Annotated in this window: 24 protein-coding genes; 8 read left to right on the forward strand and 16 right to left on the reverse strand. The window is 74.2% G+C overall.

Translation table 11 applies throughout. From position 1 onward, the window contains the following. From GQS09_RS11055 to GQS09_RS11115, 14 genes are all read right to left on the reverse strand, one after another. Window positions 1–1,206, reverse strand: a 1,206-nt coding sequence (locus tag GQS09_RS11055) for a sensor histidine kinase (protein ID WP_165985849.1), incomplete at its 3' end; no start/stop codon positions are given. A 105-nt stretch (window positions 1,207–1,311) separates the two neighbouring features. Continuing rightward, a complete protein-coding gene (locus tag GQS09_RS11060; protein WP_165985850.1) occupies window positions 1,312–1,806 on the reverse strand; it encodes a hypothetical protein in 495 nt (164 codons plus the stop codon). 49 nt (window positions 1,807–1,855) lie between these two features. Further along, window positions 1,856–2,668, reverse strand: coding sequence for a sirohydrochlorin chelatase (locus GQS09_RS11065; RefSeq protein ID WP_165985851.1), 813 nt, complete (start codon window positions 2,666–2,668; stop codon window positions 1,856–1,858). After that, entirely contained in the window at window positions 2,665–3,612 is a 948-nt protein-coding gene (locus GQS09_RS11070) for an ABC transporter permease (RefSeq protein ID WP_243761301.1), read from the reverse strand. The genes GQS09_RS11065 and GQS09_RS11070 overlap by 4 nt, the downstream gene beginning before the upstream one ends. After that, complete coding sequence (locus tag GQS09_RS11075) at window positions 3,599–4,426, reverse strand: ABC transporter ATP-binding protein (protein WP_165985852.1); 828 nt, start codon at window positions 4,424–4,426, stop codon at window positions 3,599–3,601. The genes GQS09_RS11070 and GQS09_RS11075 overlap by 14 nt, the downstream gene beginning before the upstream one ends. A gap of 1 nt (window position 4,427) precedes the next feature. Then, window positions 4,428–5,822, reverse strand: coding sequence for a sulfate adenylyltransferase subunit 1 (locus GQS09_RS11080; protein WP_165985853.1), 1,395 nt, complete (start codon window positions 5,820–5,822; stop codon window positions 4,428–4,430). Next, a complete protein-coding gene (gene cysD / locus GQS09_RS11085) occupies window positions 5,822–6,850 on the reverse strand; it encodes a sulfate adenylyltransferase subunit CysD (protein ID WP_243761302.1) in 1,029 nt (342 codons plus the stop codon). The genes GQS09_RS11080 and cysD overlap by 1 nt, the downstream gene beginning before the upstream one ends. Window positions 6,851–6,935: 85 nt before the next feature. Continuing rightward, window positions 6,936–7,649, reverse strand: coding sequence for a phosphoadenylyl-sulfate reductase (locus tag GQS09_RS11090; RefSeq protein ID WP_165985854.1), 714 nt, complete (start codon window positions 7,647–7,649; stop codon window positions 6,936–6,938). Continuing rightward, window positions 7,646–7,852, reverse strand: coding sequence for a hypothetical protein (locus GQS09_RS11095; RefSeq protein ID WP_165985855.1), 207 nt, complete (start codon window positions 7,850–7,852; stop codon window positions 7,646–7,648). The genes GQS09_RS11090 and GQS09_RS11095 overlap by 4 nt, the downstream gene beginning before the upstream one ends. Continuing rightward, entirely contained in the window at window positions 7,849–9,543 is a 1,695-nt protein-coding gene (locus GQS09_RS11100; protein ID WP_165985856.1) for a nitrite/sulfite reductase, read from the reverse strand. The genes GQS09_RS11095 and GQS09_RS11100 overlap by 4 nt, the downstream gene beginning before the upstream one ends. A gap of 164 nt (window positions 9,544–9,707) precedes the next feature. Continuing rightward, window positions 9,708–9,791, reverse strand: a complete 84-nt coding sequence (locus tag GQS09_RS30645) for a putative leader peptide (RefSeq protein WP_313896087.1) — start codon at window positions 9,789–9,791, stop codon at window positions 9,708–9,710. A 111-nt stretch (window positions 9,792–9,902) separates the two neighbouring features. Next, on the reverse strand, window positions 9,903–10,475 hold the full coding sequence (locus GQS09_RS11105; protein WP_165985857.1) for a GNAT family N-acetyltransferase: 573 nt from the start codon (window positions 10,473–10,475) through the stop codon (window positions 9,903–9,905). Window positions 10,476–10,639: 164 nt separating this feature from the next. Beyond that, window positions 10,640–11,056, reverse strand: a complete 417-nt coding sequence (locus GQS09_RS11110) for a hypothetical protein (RefSeq protein ID WP_165985858.1) — start codon at window positions 11,054–11,056, stop codon at window positions 10,640–10,642. Continuing rightward, entirely contained in the window at window positions 11,053–11,775 is a 723-nt protein-coding gene (locus GQS09_RS11115; RefSeq protein ID WP_165985859.1) for a hypothetical protein, read from the reverse strand. Before GQS09_RS11115 ends, GQS09_RS11110 begins: the two co-directional genes overlap by 4 nt. A gap of 409 nt (window positions 11,776–12,184) precedes the next feature. Here GQS09_RS11115 and adhE point away from each other — a divergent pair, with 409 nt between their 5' ends. The 3 genes from adhE (at window position 12,185) to pflA (ending at window position 18,205) form a co-directional block, all read left to right on the forward strand. Then, complete coding sequence (gene adhE, locus GQS09_RS11120) at window positions 12,185–14,896, forward strand: bifunctional acetaldehyde-CoA/alcohol dehydrogenase (RefSeq protein ID WP_165985860.1); 2,712 nt, start codon at window positions 12,185–12,187, stop codon at window positions 14,894–14,896. An 84-nt stretch (window positions 14,897–14,980) separates the two neighbouring features. After that, window positions 14,981–17,239, forward strand: coding sequence for a formate C-acetyltransferase (pflB, locus tag GQS09_RS11125; protein WP_165985861.1), 2,259 nt, complete (start codon window positions 14,981–14,983; stop codon window positions 17,237–17,239). A gap of 108 nt (window positions 17,240–17,347) precedes the next feature. Then, a complete protein-coding gene (gene pflA / locus GQS09_RS11130; RefSeq protein WP_165985862.1) occupies window positions 17,348–18,205 on the forward strand; it encodes a pyruvate formate-lyase-activating protein in 858 nt (285 codons plus the stop codon). 76 nt (window positions 18,206–18,281) lie between these two features. On the opposite strand, the gene GQS09_RS11135 is transcribed toward pflA, so the two are convergent. Continuing rightward, window positions 18,282–19,265: a LysR family transcriptional regulator gene (locus tag GQS09_RS11135; RefSeq protein WP_165985863.1), complete on the reverse strand. Its 984-nt coding sequence runs from the start codon at window positions 19,263–19,265 to the stop codon at window positions 18,282–18,284. Between the two features lie 72 nt (window positions 19,266–19,337). Here GQS09_RS11135 and GQS09_RS11140 point away from each other — a divergent pair, with 72 nt between their 5' ends. After that, window positions 19,338–20,378 carry a dihydrodipicolinate synthase family protein gene (locus tag GQS09_RS11140; protein WP_165985864.1) on the forward strand — a complete coding sequence of 347 codons (1,041 nt, stop codon included), beginning with the start codon at window positions 19,338–19,340 and terminating at the stop codon, window positions 20,376–20,378. A 334-nt stretch (window positions 20,379–20,712) separates the two neighbouring features. After that, on the forward strand, window positions 20,713–21,672 hold the full coding sequence (locus GQS09_RS11145) for a DUF3800 domain-containing protein (protein ID WP_165985865.1): 960 nt from the start codon (window positions 20,713–20,715) through the stop codon (window positions 21,670–21,672). Here the strand turns inward: GQS09_RS11145 and GQS09_RS11150 are convergent. Beyond that, a complete protein-coding gene (locus GQS09_RS11150) occupies window positions 21,662–23,359 on the reverse strand; it encodes an acyl-CoA dehydrogenase family protein (RefSeq protein WP_165985866.1) in 1,698 nt (565 codons plus the stop codon). The genes GQS09_RS11145 and GQS09_RS11150 overlap by 11 nt on opposite strands. Before the next feature lie 11 nt (window positions 23,360–23,370). Here GQS09_RS11150 and GQS09_RS11155 point away from each other — a divergent pair, with 11 nt between their 5' ends. From GQS09_RS11155 to GQS09_RS11165, 3 genes are all read left to right on the forward strand, one after another. Then, entirely contained in the window at window positions 23,371–24,642 is a 1,272-nt protein-coding gene (locus tag GQS09_RS11155) for a YihY/virulence factor BrkB family protein (RefSeq protein WP_165985867.1), read from the forward strand. Between the two features lie 194 nt (window positions 24,643–24,836). Next, window positions 24,837–25,646 carry an SAM-dependent methyltransferase gene (locus GQS09_RS11160; protein ID WP_165985868.1) on the forward strand — a complete coding sequence of 270 codons (810 nt, stop codon included), beginning with the start codon at window positions 24,837–24,839 and terminating at the stop codon, window positions 25,644–25,646. Next, the gene (locus GQS09_RS11165) at window positions 25,643–26,545 is read left to right on the forward strand and encodes a helix-turn-helix transcriptional regulator (RefSeq protein WP_165985869.1); all 903 of its coding nucleotides are present in this window, start codon (window positions 25,643–25,645) and stop codon (window positions 26,543–26,545) included. The genes GQS09_RS11160 and GQS09_RS11165 overlap by 4 nt, the downstream gene beginning before the upstream one ends. Window positions 26,546–26,607: the final 62 nt, after the last annotated feature.

Raw genomic sequence — 26,607 nt, forward strand, 5'->3', positions numbered from 1 at the left:
CCCCGTGCCGTTGCGCCGCCCGGCCCCCGGGAGCGGGGTGAGCGGGAGACGCGCCTGCACCGCGAAGCCGCCCTCCGGGCGCGGCCGGGCCTCCAGCCGCCCGCCCAGCGCGGCCACCCGCTCCCGCATCCCCAGCAGCCCGGTGCCGGGCACCGGCGGACGGTCCGGCGTGGCCCGGCCGTCGTCCTCGATCCGCACCGTCAGCTCCTTCGGCAGATAGTCCACCCGCACCCGGGCCGGCGCGGACGGCCCGGCGTGGCGGGTGATGTTGGTCAGTGCCTCCTGCACGATGCGGTACGCGGCCCGGTCGGTCTCCTCCGGCAGCGGGCGGCGCTCGCCGGTGATGTCCAGGCTCACCGGCAGCCCGGTGGACCGGGCCCGCTCCACCAGCTGCGGCAGCCGGTCCAGCCCGCTCGCCGCGCCCGCCTCGTCCGGGTCCTCCTCGTTTCCCGGGGCGCGCAGCACCTCCAGCGTGGCGCGCAGCTCGCGCAGCGCGTCCCCGCTCGCCTCCTGGATCGCCAGCAGCGACGGCGGGACCTCCTCGCCCCGTTTGCGGGCCAGATGGACCGCCACCCCGGCCTGCACCTTGATCACCGAGATCGAGTGGGTGAGCGAGTCGTGCAGTTCGCGGGCGATGCGCAGGCGTTCCTCGCCCGCCCGGCGCCGGGCCACCTCCTCCCGGGTCCGCTCGGCCTCGGCGGCCCGCTCCTCCACCTGCCGGATGTAGGCGCTGCGCTGCCGGGCGACCTCGCCGAACACGGCAGCCGCCACCAGCCAGCCCACCAGCAGGAAGGTCTCCCGGGAGGCGTTCTCCGCGGGGACGCCGCCCAGCCCGCCGGCGTCCTTGGCGATCGCCACCGCCATGGCCAGCGCCGGCACGATCGCCAGCCTGCGGTAGCCGAACCGCACCGCCGTGTACAGCGCCACCAGCAGCGGCACCACCCCGGCGTTCCCGGGGAAGTCGCGCAGGTGGTAGACGAGCATGCAGCCGGTGGAGATCAGCAGCACCGGTACCGGCCAGCGGTTCCGCACCGCCAGCGCCAGCGCGCCGGTCAGCATCAGGACATAGGCGACCTGGTCCAGGTGGGTGCCGGTGGAGGGCGCGACCAGCGCGCCGGTCACCGCCGCCGCGGCGACGCCGACGGCCACCAGCGCGTCACGCCAGGGCGAGCGGCCTGGGCAGCTTCCGGCGTGGGTGAGGTACATGACGGGAGGGTAGCCCGCCCGCGGTGGCCTCCACCTGCCCCGGAGGAACGAGATCGGATCTCCTCCCGCAGGAGGAGGCCGGGGCGGGGCAGGGGGCGTGACGGGTCACACGGACGGGGCGGGGCGCGGGTAGCCGTCCTCGGGGGCGGCGACGCAGGAGGTGCGGCCGCCGTGGCGCCAGTTGGCCGGGGCGTCCTGGAGACGGGCCGCCAGCTCCCGCTCGCTCAGTCCCTCCTGGGGCGATCCGGGCAGCGGGGACCCGGCCAGTGCGGCCAGATAGTCCTGCGCCTCCCAGGCGGTCTCGAACTCCCAGCGGTCGCCGGGCTGCACGGCCAGGTCCGGCCCGATCCGGGTCATGCTCTCGCCGCGGAACTCCAGCGCCGCCCACCCCGGGCCGAAGCCGCACCGCGCGGTGTCCGCGTGCCCGCCGGGCACATACGTCCAGTCACCGGCCGAACGGGGCGCACCGGTGCCGCCGTTGTCGGTGGGGATGCCGAAGATGATCAAGGTGGCCATGGAGAGCAGCAGGGACAGCGCGATCCCCCGCGGCGGCGGACGCCAGCCGCCGCCGTACTCGGTCTCCGACGGTTCCTCGGGCACTCTCGCAGGCTATCTCCCTCTGCCGCTGCGGGCGTGCCCCGGGGAGCGGTCAGCAGCCGACGGCCAGAGCGCGCCGGGCGGCCGGGCGGGTGGCCAGCGCCCCGTCGTAGCGGTGCACCAGCAGGGCGGCCAGTTCGGGCGCGTCGCCCAGCACGGGGGCCAGCAGATCGGCACCCGCCTCCCGGGCCCCGGCCGCGATCCGGTCCGGCAGGAAGCCGGGCGCGATGACATGGGGCGCCACCACCACCCGGCGGACGCCGTCGGCGCGCAGCGCACGGACGACGTCCGCCGGGCGGGGCAGGCACGCGGAGGCGAACGCGGGCCGCACGGCGCACCAACCAGCGGCACGCCGCCACTCCCGCGCGGTCTGTGCGATCACCGCGCCCGCCTCCGGGTCGGTGGAGCCCGCCGAGGCCAGCACCACTCCGGTGGCGGCGCGGTCGGCGGCACTTCCGGTGCGCAGCCCCGCCTCGGCCAGCCGCCGGGTGAGGGCGGCGGCCAGCAGCGGGTGCGGGCCGAGCACCTCGGCCTGGCGGACGGCCAGTCCGGGCAGCCGCGCGGTCTCCTCGCCGAGCACACCGGGAATGTCGTGCTTGGCATGGAACGCGCGGGTCAGCAGCAGCGGCAGGGCGATCACCCGCCGCACCCCCTCGCCGTGCAGCCGGGCCAGCGCCTGGCCCACGGTGGGGAGGTTGAAGTCCAGGTAGCACAGTTCGACGCGCAGCCCGGGGCGCAGCGCCCGGACCCGTCCGGTCAGCGCCGCGACCGTGGCCGCGTGCCGGGGGTCCCGGCTGCCGTGCGCCACCACCAGCAGCGCCGGCCCGGCGTGCCGGGCGGCGGGGACGGGAGCGGCGGGGATCATGGGATGTCGAGTCCGCGGTTGGTGAGCAGGCGGCGTTCCAGCGGCTGGAACAGGGCGGACTCGACCAGCACGCCGACGGCGAGGATGAGCAGCACCGAGGCCAGCACCAGGCTCATGGAGTTGCTCTCCTTGCCCTCGGCCAGCATCTGGCCGATGCCCGGCAGCGGGGTGGCGGTGATCAGCTCGGCCGTCATCAGTGCCCGCCAGCCGAAGGTCCAGCCCTGGCGCAGCGCCGAGACGAAGCCCGGCAGCGCGGCCGGCACCACCACCAGCGCGGTGCCGCGCAGCCCGGTGGCGCCCATCGAGCGGCCCGCCCGCAGCAGCAGCGGCGGCAGCTGCTCGACGGTGGCGATCACCGTCACCGCGATCGAGGGCACCGCGCCCAGCAGCACCACCGCGTACACCGCGCCCTCGGAGTTGCCCAGGGCGATGATCGCCACCGGCACCAGGGCGGCGGCCGGCAGGGACTGGACGGCCGTCAGGGTCGGCCGCAGCACGGTGCGCAGGGGCGCCATCCGGGTCAGCAGCAGTCCCAGCGGCAGCCCGATGGCCGCGGCCATGCCGAAGCCGAAGACGCAGCGCAGGGTGGAGTGCCAGATCGCCGGCAGCAGGGTGCCGTCCGACCAGGCGTCGCCCAGCTCGCCGAACACGGCCGCGGGGGTGGGCAGCACCTCCGACCAGTTCAGCAGGCAGACGGCCTGCCACAGCGCCAGGACCAGGGCGGCGGCCAGCAGCGGCGGGGTGGCCTTGGCCAGCAGCCGCTGCGGGCGGGACCGCTTCTGCTCGGCGTGGGTCTCCAGGGCGTCCAGCCCGGAGGCCATGGACCGGGCATCGTCCGTCGAGGTGTCCGTCGAGGTGTCCGTCGAGGCGTCCGTGGTGGTGTCCGCCGCGGGGTCCGTCATGGATGCCGCGGCCGGTGCGGAGCCGGTCTCAGGTGCGGGCATGGCGGGCGATCTCCTGGTGCAGATGTCCGGTGATCTCGGTGGCCAGCCTGGCCACACCGCCGTCCTCGATACGGCGCGGGCAGGGCAGGTCCACCTGCCACTCGCGGGCGATCCGGCCCGGCCGGGAGGACAGCAGCACCACCCGCTGCCCGAGCCGCACCGCCTCCCGCACGTTGTGGGTGACGAACAGCACGGTCAGCTTCCGCTCCTGCCAGACCCGGGTCAGCTCCTCGTGCAGCAGGTCGCGGGTGATGGCGTCGAGCGCGGCGAACGGTTCGTCCATCAGCAGCACATCGCTGCCCTGGGCCAGCGAGCGGGCCAGCGCCACCCGCTGCCGCATCCCGCCGGAGAGCTGGTGCACCCGCTTGCCGTGGGCGCCGGGCAGATGGACCAGCCGCAGCAACTCCTCGGCGCGCTCCCGGCGGTCGGTCCTGGGCACCCCGGCCAGCCGCAGCGCCAGCTCGATGTTGCGGCCCGCGCTCAGCCAGGGGAACAGGGCGTGGTCCTGGAACATCAGCGCCGGCCGCCCGGCCGCCACCCGGACCTCACCGGCGCTGGGCCGGTCGAGCCCGGCGACGAGGTTCAGCAGCGTGGACTTGCCGCAGCCGGAGGCGCCGAGCAGGCAGACGAACTCGCCGGGCGCCACGTCGAGGCTGATCTCGTCCAGCACCAGGTTGCGGGCGCCGGCCGGGCCGTATGCCTTGGAGACCGCCTCCAGCCGGACGGCGGGGCCGGTGCCGGGCAGGGTGCCGGTCCCGGCGGTGGTGCGGGAGGTGCCGGTGGTGGTGCGGGGTGCGGCGAGTCCGGTGCTCATCTCAGAAGTCCCATCCCTCGTCGTCCGGTTGCTCGGCGGCCTCACCGGCCGCACCGCGGGTGCCGCCGGTGAAGGCGTCGCCGGCCATGCCGGCGGTCAGCGTGGTGCCGTCCGCCGGGTCGATCAGCAGGAAGGAGCCGGTGCGGCGGAAGTCCGCGTAGTCGTCCACGGCCAGCGGCTCGGCGGTGCGCAGCACCACCCGGCCGATGTCGTTGGCGGCCAGCTCGCCGGGTGCGGGCTGCTGGGACAGGTCGGCCAGGGACAGCCGGGAGGGGATCTCCTTGACGATCGCCTTGACCGTGCGGGTGGTGTGCTTCAGCAGGACCCGGGCGCCCGGGGCGAGCGGGCGGTCGTGCAGATGGCAGACGGTGGCGGTGAGGTCCTGGACCGGTTCGGCCCCGGAGCCCTCGGGGACGATCAGGTCGCCGCGCGAGATGTCCAGGTCGTCGGCGAGCCGCAGGGTGACGGACTGCGGCGCCCAGGCCACGTCCACCGGATCGCCCAGCAGGTCGATGCCCACGATGGTGCTGCTGCGGCCGGAGGGCAGCACGGTGACCCGCTGGCCGGTGCGCAGCACGCCGGAGGCGAGCTGGCCCGCGTAGCCGCGGTAGTCGGGGTGCTCGGCGGTCTGCGGCCGGATCACGTACTGCACCGGGAAGCGGGCCGCCTCGGCGGACGGGTCGTGGCCCACCGGCACGGTCTCCAGGTACTCCAGCACGGTCGGGCCGCCGTACCAGTCCATGGTGGCGGAGGCGGTGACCACGTTGTCCCCGGCCAGCGCGGAGATCGGGATGGCCTGCACGTCGGGCACGCCCAGCGAGGCGGCGTACTCGGTGAACTCGGCGGCGATGGCGGCGAAGACGTCCTCGGCGTAGCCGGCCAGGTCCATCTTGTTGACCGCCAGCACCACGTGCGGCACCCGCAGCAGGGCGGCCACCGCGGCGTGCCGGCGGGTCTGCTCCACCACGCCGTTGCGGGCGTCCACCAGCACCAGGGCCAGCTCGGCGGTGGAGGCGCCGGTGACCATGTTGCGGGTGTACTGCACATGGCCGGGGGTGTCGGCCAGGATGAAGCGGCGCCGCGGTGTGGCGAAGTAGCGGTAGGCCACGTCGATGGTGATGCCCTGCTCGCGCTCGGCGCGCAGGCCGTCGGTGAGCAGCGCCAGGTCGGGCGCCTCCTGGCCGCGGCTGCGGGAGGCGTGCTCCACGGCCTCCAGCTGGTCGGCGAGCACCGACTTGGAGTCGTGCAGCAGCCGGCCGACCAGGGTGGACTTGCCGTCGTCCACCGAGCCGGCGGTGGCGAACCGCAGCAGCGAGGCGGGGCCGGTGCCCGCCGCGGGGGCGGTGTCCGGCCCGGGGGGCGTCGCGGCGGGGGAGCCGGGGGTCGGGGGCGTCATCAGAAGTACCCTTCGCGCTTGCGGTCTTCCATGGCGGCCTCGGAGAGCTTGTCGTCGGCCCGGGTGGCGCCGCGCTCGGTGAGGCGGGAGACGGCGATCTCGGCGATGACCTTGTCGATGGTGTCGGCGTCGGAGTCGACCGCGCCGGTGCAGGACATGTCGCCGACCGTGCGGTAGCGCACCCGGCGCTTCTCGGTGCGCTCGCCGTCCCTGGGGCCGCCCCAGTCGCCGGGCGCCAGCCACATGCCGTTGCGCAGGAAGACCTCCCGCTCGTGGGCGTAGTAGATGGCCGGCAGCTCGATGTTCTCGCGGGCGATGTACTGCCAGACGTCCAGCTCGGTCCAGTTGGACAGCGGGAAGACCCGGACGTGCTCGCCGGGGGCGTGCCGCCCGTTGTACAGCTGCCACAGCTCGGGCCGCTGGCGGCGCGGGTCCCAGGCGCCGAACTCGTCGCGCAGCGAGAAGACCCGCTCCTTGGCGCGGGCCTTCTCCTCGTCGCGGCGTCCGCCGCCGAAGACGGCGTCGAAGCGGTTGCGGGTGATGGCGTCCAGCAGCGGCACGGTCTGCAGCGGGTTGCGGGTGCCGTCCGGCCGCTCGCGCAGCTCGCCGCGGTCGATGTACTCCTGGACCGAGGCCACGTGCAGGCGCAGCCGGTGCGCGGCCACGGTGCGGTCCCGGTAGTCGAGCACCTCCGGGAAGTTGTGCCCGGTGTCCACGTGCAGCAGGGCGAAGGGGACCGCGGCCGGGCGGAACGCCTTGAGCGCCAGGTGCAGCATGACGATGGAGTCCTTGCCGCCGGAGAAGAGGATCACGGGACGCTCGAACTCGCCCGCCACCTCCCGGAAGATGTGCACGGCCTCGGACTCCAGCGCGTCCAGGTGGGACAGCGCGCGGGGATCGCCGGACGCGGCGCCGCCGTCCGTGCCGCCGTCCGTGCCGGAGTCCGTGCCGGTGGCCGCAGCCGGCCCGGCCGTGCCGGAGCCGGTGGCGGCACCGGTGGCGGAGGTGGGTCCGATCACGCTCGTCATGCCAGTCCTCCAACGGTTGCTGTGGTCCATCGGGCGGTCGGGGCGGTTCCCGGCTCGCCGCCCCGCGGATGTGCCGGCGGGGTCATCAGCCGTGCAGTCCGCATTCGGTCTTGTTGAAGCCGGCCCAGCGGCCGGCCCGGGGGTCCTCGCCGGCCTGCACCTTGCGGGTGCAGGGGGCGCAGCCGATGGAGGTGTAGCCCTCCTGGAGCAGCGGGTTGGTGAGCACGCCGTGCTCGGCGGCGTAGCGGTCCACGTCGTCCTGGGTCCAGCGGGCGATCGGGGAGATCTTGACCTTGCCGCGGGCCGCGTCCCAGCCGACCACGGGGGTGTCCGCCCGGGTGGGGCCCTGGTCCCGGCGCAGGCCGGTGACCCAGGCGCGGTACGGGGCCAGGCCGCGCTCCAGCGGCTCCACCTTCCGCATGGCGCAGCAGAGGTTGGGGTCGCGGGCGTAGAGCTTCTCGCCGTACTCCGCGTCCTGTTCGGCAACCGTCAGCCTGGGGGTGAGGGAGATCAGGTTGACGTCCATCACCGCCGCCACCGCGTCCCGGGTGCCGATGGTCTCGGGGAAGTGGTAGCCGGTGTCCAGGAAGACCACGTTGACGCCGGGGTGCACCCGGGCGGCCAGGTGGGCGACCACCACCTCCTCCATGGAGGAGGTCACGCACCAGCTGTCGCCGAAGGTCTCGGATGCCCAGCGCAGCACGTCGAGCGCGTCGGCGTCCTCCAGGTCGCGGCCGGCCTGCTCGGCCAGCCGCCGCAGCTCCTCGGTGTCACGGGTCTCGTGGGCGGTGGTGCTCATCGTGGTGCCTCCCGCTGCGTGTGGTCCGGTTCGGGGCGGTGTTCCGGGTCGCGGCGCAGTCCGGCGGCCAGCAGGCCCAGGAAGGACAGGCGGAAGGCCCGGTTGCAGGCTCCGCATTCCCAGGCGCCGTGACCCTCCTCGCTGGGGCGGAGGTCCTCGTCGCCGCAGTAGGGGCAGTAGTAGGGGGCGGCCCGCTCGCTCATGACAGGGCCTTCTCGTCGGCGCGGGCGGCCCAGGCGGCGAACCGTTCGCCGTCCTTGCGCTGGTCCAGGTAGGCGCGCAGCACCCGCTCGACGTAGTCGGGCAGTTCGGCGGCGGTCACCTTCAGGCCGCGCACCTTGCGGCCGAAGCCGGGCTCCAGGCCGAGCGAGCCGCCCAGGTGCACCTGGTAGCCCTCCACCTGGTTGCCCCGGGCGTCGGTGACGAGCTGCCCCTTGAGACCGATGTCCGCGATCTGGATACGGGCGCAGGAGTTGGGGCAGCCGTTGACGTTGATGGTGAGCGGCTCGTCGAAGCCGGGCAGCCGGCGCTCCAGCTCCTCGATCAGGGTGGTGGCGCGGTTCTTGGTCTCGACGATGGCCAGCTTGCAGAACTCGATGCCGGTGCAGGCCATGGTGCCGCGCCGGAAGGCGGTGGGGCGGGTGGTGAGGCCCAGCGCCTCCAGGCCCTCGACCATGGCCGGGATCTTCTCGCCGGGCACATCGAGCATGATCATCTTCTGCTCGACGGTGGTGCGCAGCCGGCCGGAGCCGCCGGCCTCGGCCAGCTCGGCGATCTTGGCCAGGGTGGCGCCGTCGACCCGTCCGACAACCGGGGCGAAGCCGATGTAGTAGCGGCCGTCGCGCTGGGGGTGCACGCCGATGTGGTCCCGCCAGCGCTGCACGGGGGCCTCGGGGGCGGGGCCGTCGGTCAGCTTCCGGCGGAGGTACTCCTCCTCCAGCACCCGGCGGAACTTCTCCGCGCCCCAGTCGGCGACCAGGAACTTCAGCCGGGCACGGTTGCGCAGCCGGCGGTAGCCGTGGTCGCGGAAGATGGCGACCACGCCCTCGAAGACGTCGGGGACGTCCGCCAGCGGAACCCAGGCGCCCAGCCGCACACCGATCCTGGGGTTGGTGGACAGGCCGCCGCCGACCCACAGGTCGAAGCCGGGGCCGTGCTCGGGGTGGCGGACGCCGACGAAGGAGATGTCGTTGATCTCGTGCGCCACGTCCAGCAGCGGCGAGCCGGAGATGGCGGACTTGAACTTGCGGGGCAGGTTGGAATACGCCTTGTTGCCCACGACGCGGCGCTGGATCTCCTCCAGCGCCGGGGTGCCGTCGATGATCTCGTCGGCGGCGATGCCGGCCACCGGGGAGCCCAGAATGACCCGCGGGGTGTCGCCGCAGGCCTCGGTGGTGGACAGGCCGACCGCCTCCAGGCGGCGCCAGATCTCCGGCACGTCCTCGATCCGGATCCAGTGGTACTGGATGTTCTGGCGGTCGGTGATGTCGGCGGTGCCGCGGGCGAACTCCTGGGAGATCCCGGCGACCACCTTCAGCTGCTCGGTGGTCAGCCGCCCGCCGTCGATGCGCACCCGCATCATGAAGTACCGGTCGTCCAGTTCCTCCGGCTCCAGGACCGCCGTCTTTCCGCCGTCGATACCGGGCCGCCGCTGGGTGTACAGGCCGTACCAGCGCATGCGTCCGCGCAGGTCGGCGCCGTCGATCGCGTCGAAACCCCGGTGGGCGTAGATCGTCTCAATACGTGTCCGCACATTGAGACCGTCGTCGTCCTTCTTGGTCTGCTCGTTGGCGTTGAGCGGAGTGAAGTGCCCGGCCGCCCACTGGCCCTCGCCACGGTGGCGTCCGGCCTTGCGACGGGTCGGGGCGACGCGCTTGCTGGGGGTGTCGGCCATGGCGGTGTGGTGTCCTTCGGCTGGAGCTGTGGCGGGAACGTCGGGTTACAGGCCCGGAGGCGGCACTGAGGAGCGCTTGAGCAGCGCAAACGCAGGCCACGGGGGCGGGGGAGCGGCTGTCCGAGCGGGCGGGCGGCGGGCAGGGCGCGCGGTGCCGGGCTCTGTCAGCGAGCCGGACACATGGCGCTGGACATGCGGCCGAGGTCGACGTGGCGCCGACTCACCAAGGCGATTCCAGCTTCAGACATGACAGGAAGATTCGCACGGGCGGGGCGGATGAGTCCACCGTTATCCGCTATGCGGACAGGGAAATCCTGAATAGTGAGACGCTGTGGTCCGTGTCACAGGTCCGCCGGGTTTCACCCGGGGGTGGTGGTGCCGCCCGCGCCGGGGGTTTCGGTGCGGGTGTCGTACACCCGGAAGCCGCGCCGCAGGTAATTGTCCATGGCGTGCGGGCCGTCCAGCGAGCAGGTGTGCACCCGGACCCGGCGGGTGGGCGGGCGCTCCGGCCAGCGCAGCGCCAGGTCCCAGGCGCGGGCGGTGCCGAAGGAGAGCAGGTGTCCGCCGATCCGGCGGCCCCGGAAGGCCGGCAGCAGCCCGAAGTAGGCGATCTCCACCACGCCGTCGTCCTGGCCGGCCAGTTCGATGTAGCCGGCCGGGGTGCCCCGCCGGTAGGCCACCCAGGTCTCGGTGCCCGGACGGCCCAGGATCTCGGCCCACCGTTCCGGGGTCCACGGCAGGCGGTCGGTCCATGAGACGTCGCCGCCCACCGCGGTGTAGAGGAAGCGGCCGAACTCCGGGCTGGGCACCTCGGCGCGCACGATCCGCACTCCGGCCGACGGCTCCGGCTGCCGGGCGGGGGAGAGATCGCCGGGGGCGGTCTGCTCCAGATACCAGGTCGTCACGGGCGCGGCGGTGCGGGCGGTGCTCATGCGGCCATCTCACCACACCGCCGGCCGGGGCGGCTGCCCCGCTTCCCGCCGCCCGCCCCGCCGCCCGCCCCGCCGCCCGGCCGGGTGTCCCGGTGGCTCGGCCCGGCAGCCGGACGGCTCCCGGCGGCGGGGCCGCCGGGAGCCGTCCGGAGCGCGGCGTGCGGTCAGACCTCGGTCAGCCGCTCCACCGCCGTCCGGTAGTCCAGCAGTGCGGCGCGGTGCTCCTCGGTGCCGTGCCGCCCGTCTCCGTCGCCGTGCCACCGGGCGCGCAGCGCGCGGCGCCGCTCGGCCAGGGAGTCCTGGACGCACCGCACGGTCTCCTCCAGCACGTCGTCGGCACGGGCCACGGAGTGCTCCGGGCTGTCCACGAAGCCCTGCACCGCCTCCCGGAGCCGCCGGCGCAGGTCCTCGGCGCGGTCCGGCGGCACCAGCCGGCCGTCCGGCGCGGGCGCCGCGGGTCCGCCGGCCGGGGCGGACGGGGCGTCCGGGACGTCCTCGGCCCCGGCCGTCAGCGGATCGGCCGCGGCCCCCTCGGTGCCGGTGCCGCCGGCGCGGTGGTCCCAGGTGTCCGGGGTGTTCATCGCGGGCCTCCCTCGGTGCCGGTGCGGGTGTCCCTCCGGTGCGCCCCCTCCCGGCCGGCCCGGTGCAGGGGCGCGCGCAGCCGCTCCAGCACCGCGGTGCCCCGGCCCTCCCGGTGCCGGGCGCGGTGCCCGTCGCCGCCGGGGTGCGGGCGGTCCTCCCGGGTCTCGTCCCCGGGCTGCGGCTCGACCAGTTCGTCGAACAGTTCGCGGGCCTCGATCATCGCCCCGCGCAGCTCCTCGGTGCCGGCCCCGCCGGTGCCGCCGTGGGCGCGGCCCGCCAGGGCGTGCACCCGGCGGTAGCCGTCGACGTGCTCCGGGTGGTGCACCGAGAGAGCGGCGACCTGCTGTTCGTGTGCCCCGGCCGGGTAGCCGCGGTCGTGCACCAGCTGCGTGAGCAGGTGGTCCGCCTCGGCCACGGCCACGTCCGGCCGCTCCACGAAGCGCTGCTGGACCTCGCTCCAGCGCACCTGGTAGCGACGGCGGTCGGCGGGTGACAGCGGCAGCGGGTGCAGCCGGTCGTGGTGGCGCACCCGGTCCGCCAGCTCCTTGCGTGCGGCCTTCTCGTCGCCGTCGTGCCGCCGGACCGTCCGGTCGTACTCGGGACCGAACCGCCGCCGCAGATTCCCGCGGGAGGTCCGCAGCAGCGGCCGGGGCAGCGCGAACGCCAGCACGACGGCAGCCAGTACGGCCAGCACAATGATCCATTCCAGTACGGACATGACATGCCTTTCGCCGTGTTCCGGTCGTGCGATCTGGCTGTTGCCCTCTCCCGGAGCGGCTTTCCTGCCGGCGGGACGTCAAACATGTGTACAGATATGCCGGTTTGACCGGACCTGGCCGCCCGCGGCGCCCGCCGGTTCGCGCCCCCGGGTGCGGAAGCGCCCCGCAAGGCTCTCGCCAGGGGTTTCGCCGCCCCCCGCTATGAGGCAGCTCACACACCTCGGCAGCACGTGCGGTCCTGCCGTCCGTGCAGGCCGGAGCCGGTTCTGCAGAACGGCCCCCGGGCTGGTGGGGCCTATCGGCCCAGCACCGGGGCCGTTCGCGGCGCGCGCCGGCCCCGCCCCGCGGCGTGCAATGAGAACGACAGGTTCATTCCCTGACGCACCCGCGACAGCAGAGGTGATGGTGATGGCACAGGCCCCCGTGACGTCCGCCGCGAAGGCCGCCCGGCAGGGCGGGCCCGCGGACGGTCCGGCGGCGCCGGAGCAGGAGAAGGGGCGGGAGGCGGCCCGGACCGTGGACGGTCTGGTCGCCGGCGCCCTCAAGGCCCTGCGCGACTTCGAGTCCTGCACCCAGGAGCAGGTGGACCACATCGTGGCCAAGGCGTCGCTGGCGGCACTCGCCCAGCACGACGAACTGGCCCGGCTGGCCGTGGAGGAGACCCGGCGCGGCGTGTTCGAGGACAAGGCGGTGAAGAACATCTTCGCCTGCGAGCACGTCACGCACTCCATGGCCGGAATGAAGACGGTGGGCATCGTCGCCCGGGACGAGCTGAACGGCATCACCGAGATCGCCGAGCCGGTCGGCGTGGTGGCGGCCCTCACCCCGGTCACCAACCCGACGTCCACGACCGTCTTCAAGGCGCTGATCGCGCTCAAGACCCGCAACCCCGTGATCTTCGCCTTCCACCCCTCCGCCCAGCGGTGCAGCGCCGAAGCGGCCCGCATCGTCCGGGACGCCGCCATCGCCGCCGGCGCCCCCGCCCACTGCGTGCAGTGGATCGAGCACCCCTCCCTGGAGGCGACCGGCCACCTGATGCACCACGACGGCGTCGCCGTCATCCTGGCCACCGGCGGCAACGCCATGGTCAAGGCCGCCTACTCCTGCGGCAAACCCGCGCTGGGAGTGGGCGCCGGCAACGTCCCGGCCTACCTCCACAAGTCCGCCAGTCCGGCCCGCGCGGTCAACGACATCGTGCTCTCCAAGTCCTTCGACAACGGCATGATCTGCGCCTCCGAGCAGGCGGTCATCATGGACCCGGAGGTCTACGAGGAGGGCATGCGGGAGTTCCGCAAGCTCTACGGCCACGTGGTCAGCGCCCGGGAGAAGGCCAGGCTGGAGAAGCTGCTGTTCGGCGTCACCGCCGGCGGCACCAACTGCGCCGGGGCGAAGCTCAACCCGGACATCGTGGGCCGCTCCGCCCAGTGGATCGCCGAACAGGCCGGCTTCTCCGTCCCCGAGGACACCACCGTGCTGCTCGCCGAGTGCGCCGAGGTCGGACCGGCCGAGCCGCTCACCCGCGAGAAGCTCTCCCCGGTGCTGGCCGTGCTGCGGGCCCGGGACACCGACCACGGCATCCGGCTGGCCGAGCAGATGGTGGAGTTCGACGGCCTCGGCCACAGCGCGGTCATCCACACCGAGGACGAGGAGCTGGCCGAGGAGTTCGGCAAGCGCGTCAAGGCGGTCCGGATCATCGTCAACGCGCCCAGCTCGCTGGGCGGGGTGGGGGACGTCTACAACGCCTTCCTGCCGTCCATGACCCTGGGCTGCGGCTCCTACGGCCGCAACTCCGTCTCCGACAACGTCACCGCGGTCAACCTGCTCAACATCAAGCGGATCGGACGGCGCAACACCAACATGCAGTGGTTCAAGGTCCCGCCCCGGATCTACTTCGAGCGCAACTCCCTGAAGTACCTGGGCACCATGGCCGGGCTGCACAGGGTCACCATCGTGACCGACCGGACCATGGACCGCCTCGGCGTGCTGGACAAGGTCAAGGACATCCTGCGCGCCCGCCCCGAGCCGGTGCACCTGCAGATCATCGACGACGTCGAGCCCAACCCGGAACTCGCCACCGTCGAACGCGGCGCGGCGAGGATGCGGGAGTTCGGCCCGGACACCATCGTGGCGCTGGGCGGCGGCTCCCCGATCGACGCCGCCAAGGTGATGTGGCTGATGTACGAGCACCCCGAGGTGGCCTTCGCGGACACCAAGGAGAAGTTCTTCGACATCCGCAAGCGGGCCTTCACGTTCCCGCCGCTGGGCGAGAAGGCCAGGCTGGTCGCCGTCCCCACCACCTCCGGGACCGGCGCCGAGGTCACCCCCTTCGCGGTCATCTCCGACCCGGAGGCGGCAAAGAAGTACCCCCTGGCCGACTACGCCCTCACCCCGGACGTGGCCATCGTCGACCCGGTCCTGGCCATGACCCTGCCGCCGGTGGTCACCGCCGACTCCGGCTTCGACGCCCTCACCCACGCCACCGAGGCGTACGTCTCGGTCTACGCCAACGACTACACCGACGGCCTCTGCCTCCAGGCCATCAAGCTGATCTTCGAGAACCTGGAGCGCTGCGTCACCCACGGCAGCGAGGACCCGGTGGCGCGGGAGAAGATGCACAACGCCTCCACGGTGGCCGGCATGGCCTTCGCCAACGCCTTCCTCGGGCTGGTGCACGCCATGGCCCACACCCTGGGCAACACCTTCCACGTGGCGCACGGCCGCACCAACGCGCTGCTGCTGCCGCACGTGATCCGCTACAACGGCCGCATCCCGCGCAAGCTCACCGGATGGCCGAAGTACGAGACCTACCGGGCACACGAGCGCTACCAGCAGATCGCGGCCATGCTCGGGCTGCCCGCCGCCACCCCCGAGGAGGGCGTGGAGTCCTACGCCCGCGCCGTGGAGGAGCTGCGCGCCCGCTGCGGCATCCCCGGCTCCTTCCAGGCCCTGGGCATCGACGAGAAGGAGTTCACCGAGGCCCTGCCGCAGCAGGCCCGCAACGCCTACTCCGACCAGTGCGCACCCGCCAACCCCCGGATGCCGATGCTCGCCGACATGGAGCGGCTGATGCGCCAGGCCTACTACGGACACGCCGGCAGCGCCGCCGGCGACGCCGGATGACCCCGGCGGCCGACCCCAGCCAGAGCTGACCGGACACCGAGCCGACCGGCCACAAGCCGGCGGCAGCAACAGGAGACATCAGCCATGACCACACAGCCCACCGAGGTGGCCCGCGACCGCGGAGCCTGGGACGGCTTCCGGGGCGGACTGTGGCGGGACGCCATCGACGTCCGCGACTTCATCCAGCAGAACTACACCCCCTACACCGGGGACGCCTCCTTCCTGGCCGGCCCCACCGAGCGCACCACCGCCGTGTGGCGCCGGCTGTTCGCCCTCTTCCCCGAGGAGCGCCAGTACGGCATCTACGACGTCGACGTCTCCACCCCCTCCGCCATCACCGCCTTCCCGCCCGGCTACATCGACAAGGAGAAGGAGCTGATCGTCGGCCTGCAGACCGACGTGCCGCTGAAGCGGGCCATCATGCCCAACGGCGGCTGGCGGATGGTGGAGAACGCGCTCAAGGCCTACCACTACCGGCCGGACGAGCGGATCAAGGAGGTGTTCACCAAGTACCGCAAGACCCACAACGAGGGCGTCTTCGACGCCTACACCCCCGAGATCCGCGCCTGCCGCTCGGCCGGCCTGATCACCGGCCTGCCCGACGCCTACGGCCGCGGCCGGATCATCGGCGACTACCGCCGGGTCGCGCTCTACGGCGTGGACCGGCTGATCGCCGACAAGCAGCAGGACAAGCAGGACCTCGACGCCCAGTGGCCCACCGACGAGGTGATCCGGGACCGCGAGGAGACCGCCGAACAGATCCGGGCGCTGCGCGAGCTCAAGGAGATGGCCGCCTCCTACGGCCACGACATCTCCGGCCCCGCGGTCACCGCCCGGGAGGCCGTGCAGTGGCTGTACTTCGGCTACCTGGCGGCGGTGAAGGAGCAGAACGGCGCGGCCATGTCCCTCGGCCGGATCGACGCCTTCCTCGACGTCTACCTCCAGCGCGACCTGACCCGCGGGCTGCTCAGCGAGCCCGAGGCGCAGGAGCTGATCGACGACTTCGTCATCAAGCTGCGCATCGTGCGCTTCCTGCGCACCCCGGAGTACAACGAGCTCTACTCCGGCGACCCCACCTGGGTCACCTGGTCGCTGGCCGGGATCGGCGAGGACGGACGGCCGCTGGTCACCCGCACCGCCTTCCGTGCCCTGCAGACCCTGTACAACCTCGGGCCGGCCCCGGAGCCCAACCTCACCGTGTTCTGGTCGCCGCGGCTGCCCGAGGGCTTCACGTCCTTCGCCGCGAAGGTGGCCATCGACACCAGCGCGCTGCAGTTCGAGAACGACGAGCTGATGCGGCCCAGGTACGGCGACGACACCGCCATCGCCTGCTGCGTCTCGGCCATGGCCATGGGCAGGCAGATGCAGTTCTTCGGCGCCCGGGTCAATGTCGCCAAGGCCCTGCTCTACGCCATCAACGGCGGGCGGGACGAGAACACCGGCGAGCTGGTGGTGCCCGGGTTCGCCCCCGTCACCGGCGAGTACCTGGACTACCAGGAGGTCGCCGCGGCCTACGACGCCATGCTGGAATGGCTGGCCAAGACCTATGTGCACGCGCTCAACGTCATCCACTACATGCACGACAAGTACGCCTACGAGCGCATCGAGATGGCGCTGCACGACCGGAAGGTCCTGCGCACCATGGCCTGCGGCATCGCCGGCCTGTCGGTCGCGGCGGACTCCCTGTCCGCGATCAGGCACGCCAGGGTGAAGGTGATCCGGGACGAGACCGGGCTGGCCGTGGACTACCGGGTGGAGGGCGAGTACCCGGCGTTCGGCAACAACGACGAACGGGCGGACTCCCTGGCCGAGAAGCTCGTCCACGACTTCATGGGCAAGCTCCGCAAGCACCCGACCTACCGGGGCGCGCTGCACACCCAGTCGGTCCTCACCATCACCTCGAACATAGTCTACGGCAGGAAGACCGGCAACACCCCGGACGGGCGGCGGGCCGGCACCCCGTTCGCGCCCGGCGCCAACCCGATGAACGGCCGCGACAAGCACGGCTACATCGCCTCCTCGCTGTCGGTGGCCAAGCTCGCCTACGACGACGCGGAGGACGGCATCTCGCTGACCAACACCATCACCCCGGACGCCCTCGGCCGCACCGCGGAGGAGCGGATCGGCAACCTCACCGGGGTGCTGGACGGCTACACCGGGAGCGGCGGCTTCCACATGAACGTCAACGTGCTGGACGAGGCCATGCTGCGGGACGCGATGGAGCACCCGGAGCAGTACCCGCAGCTGACCATCCGGGTCAGCGGCTACGCCGTCAACTTCGTCCGGCTGACCAGGGAGCAGCAGCTGGACGTGATCAACCGCACCTTCCACGGCCGGCTCTGAGGGCCGGCCCCGGCCCCGCCCCCCGCCCCGCCGGCCGGGCCGGCCCCGGCTCACCGGCACGGGACGGCACGGCACGGCACGGGACGGGACAGGACAGGAGGAGACGTGATGCCACCCACCACCGGCCCCGTCCGCCCTGCGGACCGGGCGCGCCGCCCCGCACACCCCCTGCACGGCGCGCGCCCGGCCGGGCCGCACCCCGCCGCCACCGCGGCGGGGGCGGCCTCCCGCCGTCCCGTGAGCGGCTCCGTGCACTCCTGGGATCTGTCGACCGGCGTGGACGGACCCGGGACCCGCTTCGTGACCTTCCTGGCCGGCTGCCCGCTGGCCTGCCTCTACTGCCACAACCCCGACACCTGGTCGCTGCGCCGCGGCACCCGGATGTGGGCCGACGAGGTGGTCGCCGAGGCCGCCAAGTACCGCACCTTCATCCGGGCGGCGGGCGGCGGGGCCACGCTCAGCGGCGGCGAACCGCTGCTCCAGCCGCTGTTCGCCGGCGAGCTGCTCTCCCGCTTCAAGCACGAACTCGGTCTGCACACCGCCCTGGACACCTCCGGCTTTGTGGGCCACCGGGCCCCGGACTCGCTGCTCGCCGACACCGATCTGGTGCTGCTGGACATCAAGTCCTGGGACCCGGCCACCTACCGCAGGGTGACCGGCCGCGAGCCGGCCCCCACCCTGGCCTTCGCCCGCCGCCTCGCCGAGCTGGGCAACGAGGTCTGGGTCCGCTTCGTGCTGGTCCCCGGCCTGACCGACGCCCCGGACAACGTGGACGGCGTCGCCGCCTTCGCCGCCTCCCTCGGGAACGTCTCCCGGGTCGACGTGCTGCCCTTCCACAAGCTGGGCGCGGCCAAGTGGGAGGCGCTGGGCAAGCGGTTCGTCCTGGCCGGCACCCCGTCGCCGACGGCGGAGCAGCTCACCGCCGCCCGGGACATCTTCCGCGCCCGCGGCCTGCACGTGGTCTGATCCCCCGGCGGCGGACAGACCGGCGGCGGACAGGCCGGACGGGCCCCGGGCCGACGACCGCGGGCGCCGCCGGACGTCAGGCGTCCGGCCGGTCCCGGTGCCCCCGCACCACCGGCCCCCGCACCACCGGCCCCGGCACCACCGGCCCCGGCACCGCCGCGCGGAGCGCCGCGACGGCCGCGGTGACCGCCGGATGCCGGGCGGCGCCGCTGCGGTGGGCGATCAGCGTCCGGCGGCGCAGCGGCAGCCCGGTCAGCGTGACCGCCGGCGGCGGGCCGCCGGCCGCGCCGAGCAGCGGCACCAGGGCGACGCCCTGCCCGGCCGCGACCAGGTCCAGCACGGCGGCGAAATCGTCGACCCGGTGCCGGATGCGCGGGGCGAACCCGGCCGCCTGGCAGGCACGGACGGTCATCGCATGGCAGAGCGTCCCCAAAGTGGCCGTGATCCACGGCGAGTCCCGCCACCGCCCCAGCAGGACCTCCAGCGGGACGCCCGGCCCGGCAGCCGGCCCCGGCTTCTCCCCGCCCTCCTCACCCGAGGCCAGGAACATCGGCTCCTGGTACAGCGGCTCCGCCGCCAGACCGGGCTCGGCGGGCACCGGCACGAAGTCGTACGCATGGACCAGCGCGAGATCCAGTTCCCCGGCGCGCAGCGCCCCGCCCACCGCTGCCGGATCGATCTCCAGCACCATCGGCTCCAGGCCCGGATGGCGGTCGGTCAGCCCGGCCAGCGCCGGAAGCACGATGGTCCGGGTCGCGCTGGGGAACGTCCCGATCCGCAGCGGGCCGGCCAGGCCCCGGCGGGTTCCGGCCAGCTCCGCGGCGGCCTGCTCCAGGCGTTCCAGCACCGCCTCCGCATGGCGCACCAGGTTCCGGCCCGCCGGCGTGAGCACCACCCGGCGGCCGGTGCGCTCCAGCAGCGGCACCCCGGCCTCCCGCTCCAGGACGGAGAGCTGCTGGGAGACCGCCGAGGGGGTGAACGCCAGCGCCTCCGCGACCGAGGCTATGGTGCCGCGCAGGGCCAGCTCCCGCAGCAGGCGAAGCCGCCGGACATCGAGCATCGGCTCAGCTTACGCTCGCCACCGGAAAAGCGAAGTGGACCTGAACATCCCCCCGCCGCGACCCTCGTAGCCATGACGCATACACCCACATCGCGCACCGCGCCGGCCGACGCCCCGGCGGTGAACGCCCCCTCGGCACGGCGGGCCGGGGCGGCCGTGCGGGCGGGGCTGCACGGCATCCACGTCCCGCTGGTCACCCCCTTCACCGCCCAGGGGGAGATCGCGGCGGACGCCCTGGAGGAACTGGCCCACACCGTGCTGGACGCGGGCGCCACCGGGATCGTCGCACTCGGCACCACCGCCGAGGCCGACACCCTGGAACCGGCGGAGCGGGCGAGGGTGACGGAGATCTGCGCCCGGGTCTGCCGGGAGCGGAACGCGCCGCTGACCGTCGGCACCGGCGGCAACGACACCCGGGCCACCGAGCGCGCCCTCGCGGAACTCGCCGCACGGGTCCCGCAGGCCCTCGCGGCACTGGTGCCGGTGCCGTACTTCACCCGCCCTTCGGCCGCCGGCGTCCTGGCGCACTTCGCCCGCCTGGCCGCGGGCAGCCCGCTGCCCCTGGTCGTCTACCACATCCCCTACCGCACCGGTCAGCCGCTCGACGCCCGGGCCCTGCGCGAGCTGGCCGGACTGCCCGGCATCGCCGGGATCAAGCTGGCGCCCGGACGCATCGACGAGGAGACGGTCGCCTTCCTCGGTGACCTCCCGCCCGGCAGCTCCGTGCTCGCCGGGGACGACGCACTGCTGTCCCCGCTGCTGGCACTGGGCGCGGCGGGCGGCATCCTGTCCTCCGCCCACCTGGCCACCGGCCGGTTCGCCGAACTGGCCGCCGCCTGGCGGCACGGCGACCCGGAACGGGCCCGGCCGCTGGGGCACGCCCTCGCCCGGCTCTCCACCGCCGTGTTCCGGGAGCCCAACCCGGCCGTGGTCAAGGGTGTGCTGCACGCCCAGGGCCGCATCCCCACCCCGGGTGTCCGGCTGCCGCTGCTGCCGGCCGCCCCGGCCGCCGTCGACGGCGCGCTGGAGCACCTCGGCGCGCTCGGCCCGGCCCGCCCCCTTCCCGTCCCCCTCCCCGGCGCTTCTTCCGGCCCCGGCACCGCGCCCCGCTGACCGGGCGTGGCCCCGGGGCGGGAACGGGAAGGTGCATGCATCCGCCGCCTTCGCCCCCACTTCGCCCCCCACTTCGCCCCCCGCTCCGCCCCCCCCGGCGGCATGCGGGCGTTCGCCGGCGCGGCCCTGGCCCGCCTCCGGCAGGAAGTACCCGAACCCGGCGTTCACCGGCCACGTGCGGCGGTACGGCCAGGTCACCACCGGCATTCCCGTCCATGACCCCGGCCGCGCCGCCGCGCCCGGACCGCCGTCGGGGGAAAAGCAGTGGTGGGACGCGGCCCGCCGGCCGGATGATGGGAGCCGGACCCGGCGGGCGCGGGAAGCGAGGACACCGGTGCGGACGATCGCGGCGGAACCGTTCCCGGAGATCGCCTGCGACGAGTCCGGGTCCGACGGGGAGAACCTCATGGGCGGGAACACCGACGTGTTCGCGCACGCCGGGGTGGCCGTCGCCACCGGGACGGCGGCCCGCCGGCTCGCGGAGATCCGGCGGCTGGTGCGGTCCCCCGCGCGGGAGTACAAGGCCAACCACCTGCTCCGGGCCAAACACCGCCCCGTGCTCGAATGGCTGCTCGGCCCGGACGGCCCGCTGCTCGGCCACGCCCAGGTGCACCTCACCGACAAGGCGTTCTTCGTGGTCGGCAAGGTGACGGAGGTCCTGCTGCCGGACGGCGACGCCCCGGCGGACCTGGCCCGGGTGCTCTACCGGGCCGGGCGCGCGGCGTCCGCCTCCGCCCCGGGCCGCTGGCGGCGGTTCCTGGTGCGGAGCAACGACCTGCTCCGGCTGCGCAGCAACGGCGACGACCCGGTGGCGTCCTTCCTGGAGGCGGCGGCGGGGCTGCGCACCGCCCTCGGCCCCGGCCCGGCCGCCGAGCCGCTGCGGCTGCTCGCCGCGTCCCGGGCCCGGGCCGAGGCGTTCCGGGCCCGGCTGTCCGGGGAGGCCGCCGCCGCCCCGGCCCTGGACCCGCTGCTGCCCGCCCTGGTCAGCACCGCCCGCCACTGGAGCGCGCCCGGCCGGCCCGTCGCCCTGGTCCACGACCGGCAGAGCGTGCTCACCCAGGAGCGGGTGGCCCGGCTGTGCGAGACCGCCGGAGTGGGCAGCCTGGTGCTGGTGGACTCGCTGGACGATCCCCGGGTGCAGCTGGCCGACTTCCTGGCCGGAGCGGCCCGGAAGATCGCCTCGGACGAGCTCAACGGCCGAGGCGACGCCGTCCTGTCCGCCCTGCTGCGCCCCTACGTCGACCCCGGCTCGGTCTGGGCCGACGAGCCGAGCTGGGCGCGGCTCAGGGGCTGACCGGGCGGGCGCGGTCCAGCAGCGCCCCGGTGCCGGCACCGGCCGGGAGGGTGCCGAAGGCGGTGCCCCACTCGCCGCCCAGCCGGGAGGCGCAGAAGGCGTCGGCCACCTCCGCCGGGGCGTGCCGGACCAGCAGGGCGCCCTGGAGGACCAGCGCGAAGCGCTCGGCCAGCAGCCGGGCCCGGCTCTCGATGCCGTCCAGGTCGGAGAGCAGGGCGAGCAGGTCCTTGATCGCGGTGTCCAGGCGGTGGTCCGCGCCGGTGGCCTGCCCGACCTCGGTGAGGTAGGCGTTCAGCGCCTGCGGCTCCTTCCGCAGCGCGCGCAGCAGGTCCAGGGCCTGGACATTGCCCGAGCCCTCCCAGATGGAGTTCAGCGGCGACTCGCGGAGCAGCCGCGGCATGCCGGAGTCCTCGACATAGCCGTTGCCGCCCAGGCACTCCAGGGCCTCGGCCACCAGCGGGGTGCAGCGCTTGGTGACCCAGTACTTGGCGGCCGGCAGGGCCAGGCGCAGCAGGTACCGGTCCTGGGCGCGCCCGGCGGCCGCGCCGTCCCAGGCGGCGGCCAGCCGCAGCATCAGGGCGGTCGCGGCCTCCGACTCCAGCGCCAGGTCGGCCAGCACGTTGCGCATCAGCGGCTGGCCGGCCAGCGGGCTGCCGAAGGCCCGCCGGTGGGTGCAGTGGTGCACCGCCTGGGCGACCGCCTGGCGCATCACCGCCGCCGAGCCGGTCACGCAGTCCAGCCGGGTGGCGGCGACCATTTCGATGATGGTGGCCACCCCGCGCCCCTCCGGGCCGACCCGGCGGGCCCAGGTGGTGCCGTCGAACTCGATCTCGGCGGAGGCGTTGGAGCGGTTGCCCAGCTTGTCCTTGAGCCGCTGGAGGCGGAAGGCGTTGCGGCTGCCGTCCTCCAGCACCCTCGGCACCAGGAAGCAGGTCAGGCCCTCCGGGGCCTGGGCCAGCACCAGGAACAGGTCGCACATCGGGGCCGAGCAGAACCACTTGTGGCCGGTGAGGGCGTAGGTGCCGTCCTCGGCCAGCGGTTCCGCCCGGGTGGTGTTGGCCCGCACGTCCGAGCCGCCCTGCTTCTCGGTCATGCCCATCCCGGCGAGGATGCCGGGCTTGGCCGCGGGCGGGGTGGTCAGGCCCGGGGAGTAGCCGCGCGAGGTCAGCAGCGGGCCGTACCGGGCGGACAGGTCCGGTTCGGCGCGCAGCGCCGGCACGGCGGCGTGCGTCATGGAGACCGGGCAGCCGTGCCCGGCCTCCGCCTGGGACCACAGGAAGAACCCGGCGGAGCGCCGCAGCTGCCCGTGCGGCCCGGACTCCGCGTCGGTGAGCCCGGCCGTGACCGCCCGCTCCAGCAGCCGGTGCCAGGCCGGGTGGAACTCCACCTCGTCGATGCGGTGGCCGTACCGGTCGTGGGTGCGGAGCACCGGCGGGTACGCGTTGGCCAGCCGTCCCCACTCCTGGGCCTCGGCGGAGCCGGCCGCCCGCCCCAGCTCCGACAGCCCGGACAGCACCTCCGCGGCGCCTTCCGCCGGCCGTCCCCCGGGCTGTCCACCGGCGCCGAGCCAGTGGGTGACGCCCTCCCGCAGGGCGGTGTCGGAGGCGAAGGCGTCGTAGTCCGCCAGGGGCGGGGGCTGATTGGTGACCTCGTGCGTGGCGGTGCCGTGGAGCGGAGGGAGAGACATGTCGATACGTTATGCGCGTGCACGCCCATGAGCCATCCCCGGAACGCGAGGGGGACGACGCCGGTGAGGCCGGGCCGGCCGAGGACGACGACGGCCGCCCGGAGCGCGTCCTCTACCGCGACCTCCCCAAGCGCAAGCTGCTGTGGCTGCTCACCAAGGACACCGCCATCTCCTGTGCCGAGCACCGCATCATCGGGCTGGCCGCCGAGGCGGCGTTCTTCACCCTGCTCTCCCTGCCACCGCTGCTGCTCGGGATGGTGGGCCTGGTCAGCAGCCTGGACGCGGTGGCCGGCACCGACATCCTGGAGACCGTCCGCGGCCAGATCCTGGAAGGCGCCGACGCCCTGCTCTCCGACCGCGGGGTGCAGGAGGTGGTGCGCCCGCTGATCGACGACCTCACCCAGGGAGCCCGCCCCGATGTGATGTCCTTCGGCTTCCTGCTGGCGCTGTGGTCCGGCTCCCGGGCGGTCAACGTCTTCATCGGCACCATCACCGTGATGTACGGCCTGGACGGCTACCGCAACCCGGCCGTCACCCGGCTGCTGGCGTTCTCGCTGTACGTCGTCGCCCTGGTGGCGGGCGCGCTGGTGGTGCCCGCCCTGGTGGTGGGCCCGGACCTGGCCGGCCGGGTGCTGCCGGCCCTGGAGGACCCGCTGCGCGTCCTGTACTGGCCGCTGGTGCTGCTGATCTGCGTCGGCTTCCTCACCACCCTCTACCACCTGTCCGTGCCGGTCCGCTCGCCCTGGCGGGAGGACATCCCCGGCGCGCTGGTGGCGCTGGCCATCTGGGCGGCCTGCGCCTACGCGCTGCGCGTCTATCTGCGGACCGCGGTGGAGGGCCAGAGCATGTACGGCTCGCTGGCGGTGCCGGTGGCGATCCTGCTCTGGCTGGGCGTGTCCGCCTTCGCGGTGCTGGTGGGTGCCGCGCTGAACGCCGCCGTGGACCGGGTCTGGCCGACCGCCACCATCGCCGCCGCCCGTGCCCGGACCGAGCGCGCCCGGGAGGCCGCGGCAAGGGCGATGCTGGAGGCCGTGGAGGAGCGCCGCACCCGGGCCGAGAAGGCCGGCGCCGCCGCCCCGGACTTCACCCAGGACCTGGCCCGCGTGGCGCAGCGGATGGCCCGCTCGCTGCGGCCCGCCGAGCTGGGCGCCCAGCTGCGCGCCGCCCGCAAGCGGCGGCGCGGGGAGGCCAGGGCGCGGCGGCGGGGCGGAGGCCGTACGGGCGACGGCGGGCCCGGCGGGGAGCGGCCGGGGCGCAACCGGACGGAGCGGTCCACAGCTTGACATCCGGTCGTAATCTGGCCGCTGCGGTGGACGGAATGTAGGCTGGGAACACTGCCGCCCATGCCGCTGTCAACTGCCCCCTGCCACAAGTCGCTTGTCGGTGAGCCGCGCGACAGCCGGCCCGGGCCGGCCGCGAGGGGTGAGCGGTACTCAGCCCGCAGAGCCCCACCTGCCGGACTCACCAGGAGACCCCCGTGACCGATGACGCGCCCTCGGCAGACGAGAGACCCCTGCCGGACATCGACAACACCGTTCCGCACTCCGCCCGGATATGGAACTACTGGCTCGGCGGCAAGGACAACTACGAGGTCGACCGTGTGGTGGGCGACCAGTTCAGCACCGCCTTCCCGGCGATCGCGGACAACGCCCGCGCGTTCCGGCACTTCCTGGCCCGCGCCGTGCGCTACCTGGCCGGCGAGGCCGGTGTGCGGCAGTTCCTGGATCTCGGCGCCGGGCTGCCCACCGTGGACAACACCCATGAGATCGCCCAGCGGGTGGCCCCGGAGTCCCGGATCGTCTACGTGGACAACGACCCGCTGGTGCTGGCGCACGCACGGGCCCTGCTGACCAGCACGCCCGAGGGCCGCACCGACTACATCGACGCCGATGTGGCCGATGCCGGGAAGGTGCTGGAGGCCGCCGCCCGCACGCTGGACTTCGACCGGCCGATCGCGGTCATCCTGTGCGGCATCCTCGGCCACCTGGGGGACGAGGAGTCCCGGGATCTGGTCGCCCGGCTGATGGCCCGGGTGCCCTCCGGCAGCTATCTGCTGGTCTGCGACGGGGTGGACACCGACCCGGTGCTCAACGAGGCGCAGCGCCGGCACAACGAGGGCGGCCAGGTGGTCTACCACCTGCGCAGCCCCGAGCGGGTGGCCACGTTCTTCGGCGGACTGTCGGTCGTCGACCCCGGTGTGGTCTCCTGCCCGGACTGGCGGCCGGAACCGAGCCCCTTCCCGCCCGGCGACGTGCACGCCTACGGCGGAGTGGGGCGCAAGTCATGAGCGCGCCGCAGGCCGCCCGGACCATGTCCCCGCCGCACGGCACCGCCGCCCCGCCCGGCCCCACCGTGCCGCGGATGGTGCTCGGCGCGCAGCTGCGCCGCCTCCGCGAGACCTGCGGGGTCACCTGCGAGGAGGCCGGCGAGGTGATCCGTGCCTCGCACTCCAAGATCAGCCGGCTGGAGATGGGCCGCACCGGCTTCAAGATCCGGGACGTGGAGGATCTGCTGACCCTCTACGGCGTCACCGAGGCGGCCGACCGCGCCACGCTGGTCGCGCTCGCCGCCCAGTCCAACCGGCCCGGCTGGTGGCACGCCTACCACGACGTGGTGCCCCGCCACCTGCACCAGTACCTGGGCCTGGAGCAGTCGGCCGAGGTGATCCGCAGCTACCAGCTCCAGTTCGTGCCCGGGCTGCTGCAGACCGAGGACTACGCCCGCACCCTGCTCCGGCTCGGGCCGGACGGCGGACACCAGGGCCGCACCGAGCGGCGCCTGGAGCTGCGCATGCGGCGGCAGGAGGTGCTGGAGGGCGGTGCGCCGCCGCGGCTGTGGGCGGTGATCGACGAGGCGGCGCTGCGCCGCGTCATGGGCGGGCCGAAGGTGATGCGCGCCCAGCTTGACCGGCTGATCGAGGTCTCCGAACTGCCGCACGTCACCGTGCAGATCATGCCGTTCTCGGCGGGCGGGCACCCGGCGCTGAACGGCTCGCTGACCGTGCTCCGGCTGCCCGGCGGCGAACTGCCGGACGTGGTCTTCATGGAGCACGCCATGGGCGGCCACTACCTGGACAAGCCCGGTGAGGTGGAGCGGTACCGGCACGTCATGAACCAGGTGGTGGTCAAGTCCATCCCGGCGACCGGGACCCGGCGCGCCCTGGAGGAGATCCGCGCGGCGATCTAGCGGGCGGCCGGCGGGCGGACACGCACACGCACACGGGCGGGGGCGCCGGCCGGTTCTTCCGG

Origin of the sequence: Streptomyces sp. YIM 98790, assembly GCF_011421595.1 — a bacterium.
Taxonomy (GTDB): domain Bacteria; phylum Actinomycetota; class Actinomycetes; order Streptomycetales; family Streptomycetaceae; genus Streptomyces.

Bases quoted from the DNA above. Each gene is read 5' to 3' on its own strand.
- GQS09_RS11065 (WP_165985851.1), bottom strand. From the start codon at position 2,668: ATGATCCCCGCCGCTCCCGTCCCCGCCGCCCGGCACGCCGGGCCGGCG.
- GQS09_RS11070 (WP_243761301.1), bottom strand. From the start codon at position 3,612: ATGCCCGCACCTGAGACCGGCTCCGCACCGGCCGCGGCATCCATGACG.
- GQS09_RS11075 (WP_165985852.1), bottom strand. From the start codon at position 4,426: ATGAGCACCGGACTCGCCGCACCCCGCACCACCACCGGCACCTCCCGC.
- GQS09_RS11080 (WP_165985853.1), bottom strand. From the start codon at position 5,822: ATGACGCCCCCGACCCCCGGCTCCCCCGCCGCGACGCCCCCCGGGCCG.
- cysD (WP_243761302.1), bottom strand. From the start codon at position 6,850: ATGACGAGCGTGATCGGACCCACCTCCGCCACCGGTGCCGCCACCGGC.
- GQS09_RS11090 (WP_165985854.1), bottom strand. From the start codon at position 7,649: ATGAGCACCACCGCCCACGAGACCCGTGACACCGAGGAGCTGCGGCGG.
- GQS09_RS11095 (WP_165985855.1), bottom strand. From the start codon at position 7,852: ATGAGCGAGCGGGCCGCCCCCTACTACTGCCCCTACTGCGGCGACGAG.
- GQS09_RS11100 (WP_165985856.1), bottom strand. From the start codon at position 9,543: ATGGCCGACACCCCCAGCAAGCGCGTCGCCCCGACCCGTCGCAAGGCC.
- GQS09_RS30645 (WP_313896087.1), bottom strand. From the start codon at position 9,791: ATGTCTGAAGCTGGAATCGCCTTGGTGAGTCGGCGCCACGTCGACCTC.
- GQS09_RS11105 (WP_165985857.1), bottom strand. From the start codon at position 10,475: ATGAGCACCGCCCGCACCGCCGCGCCCGTGACGACCTGGTATCTGGAG.
- GQS09_RS11110 (WP_165985858.1), bottom strand. From the start codon at position 11,056: ATGAACACCCCGGACACCTGGGACCACCGCGCCGGCGGCACCGGCACC.
- GQS09_RS11115 (WP_165985859.1), bottom strand. From the start codon at position 11,775: ATGTCCGTACTGGAATGGATCATTGTGCTGGCCGTACTGGCTGCCGTC.
- adhE (WP_165985860.1), top strand. From the start codon at position 12,185: ATGGCACAGGCCCCCGTGACGTCCGCCGCGAAGGCCGCCCGGCAGGGC.
- pflB (WP_165985861.1), top strand. From the start codon at position 14,981: ATGACCACACAGCCCACCGAGGTGGCCCGCGACCGCGGAGCCTGGGAC.
- pflA (WP_165985862.1), top strand. From the start codon at position 17,348: ATGCCACCCACCACCGGCCCCGTCCGCCCTGCGGACCGGGCGCGCCGC.
- GQS09_RS11135 (WP_165985863.1), bottom strand. From the start codon at position 19,265: ATGCTCGATGTCCGGCGGCTTCGCCTGCTGCGGGAGCTGGCCCTGCGC.
- GQS09_RS11140 (WP_165985864.1), top strand. From the start codon at position 19,338: ATGACGCATACACCCACATCGCGCACCGCGCCGGCCGACGCCCCGGCG.
- GQS09_RS11150 (WP_165985866.1), bottom strand. From the start codon at position 23,359: ATGTCTCTCCCTCCGCTCCACGGCACCGCCACGCACGAGGTCACCAAT.
- GQS09_RS11155 (WP_165985867.1), top strand. From the start codon at position 23,371: ATGCGCGTGCACGCCCATGAGCCATCCCCGGAACGCGAGGGGGACGAC.
- GQS09_RS11165 (WP_165985869.1), top strand. From the start codon at position 25,643: ATGAGCGCGCCGCAGGCCGCCCGGACCATGTCCCCGCCGCACGGCACC.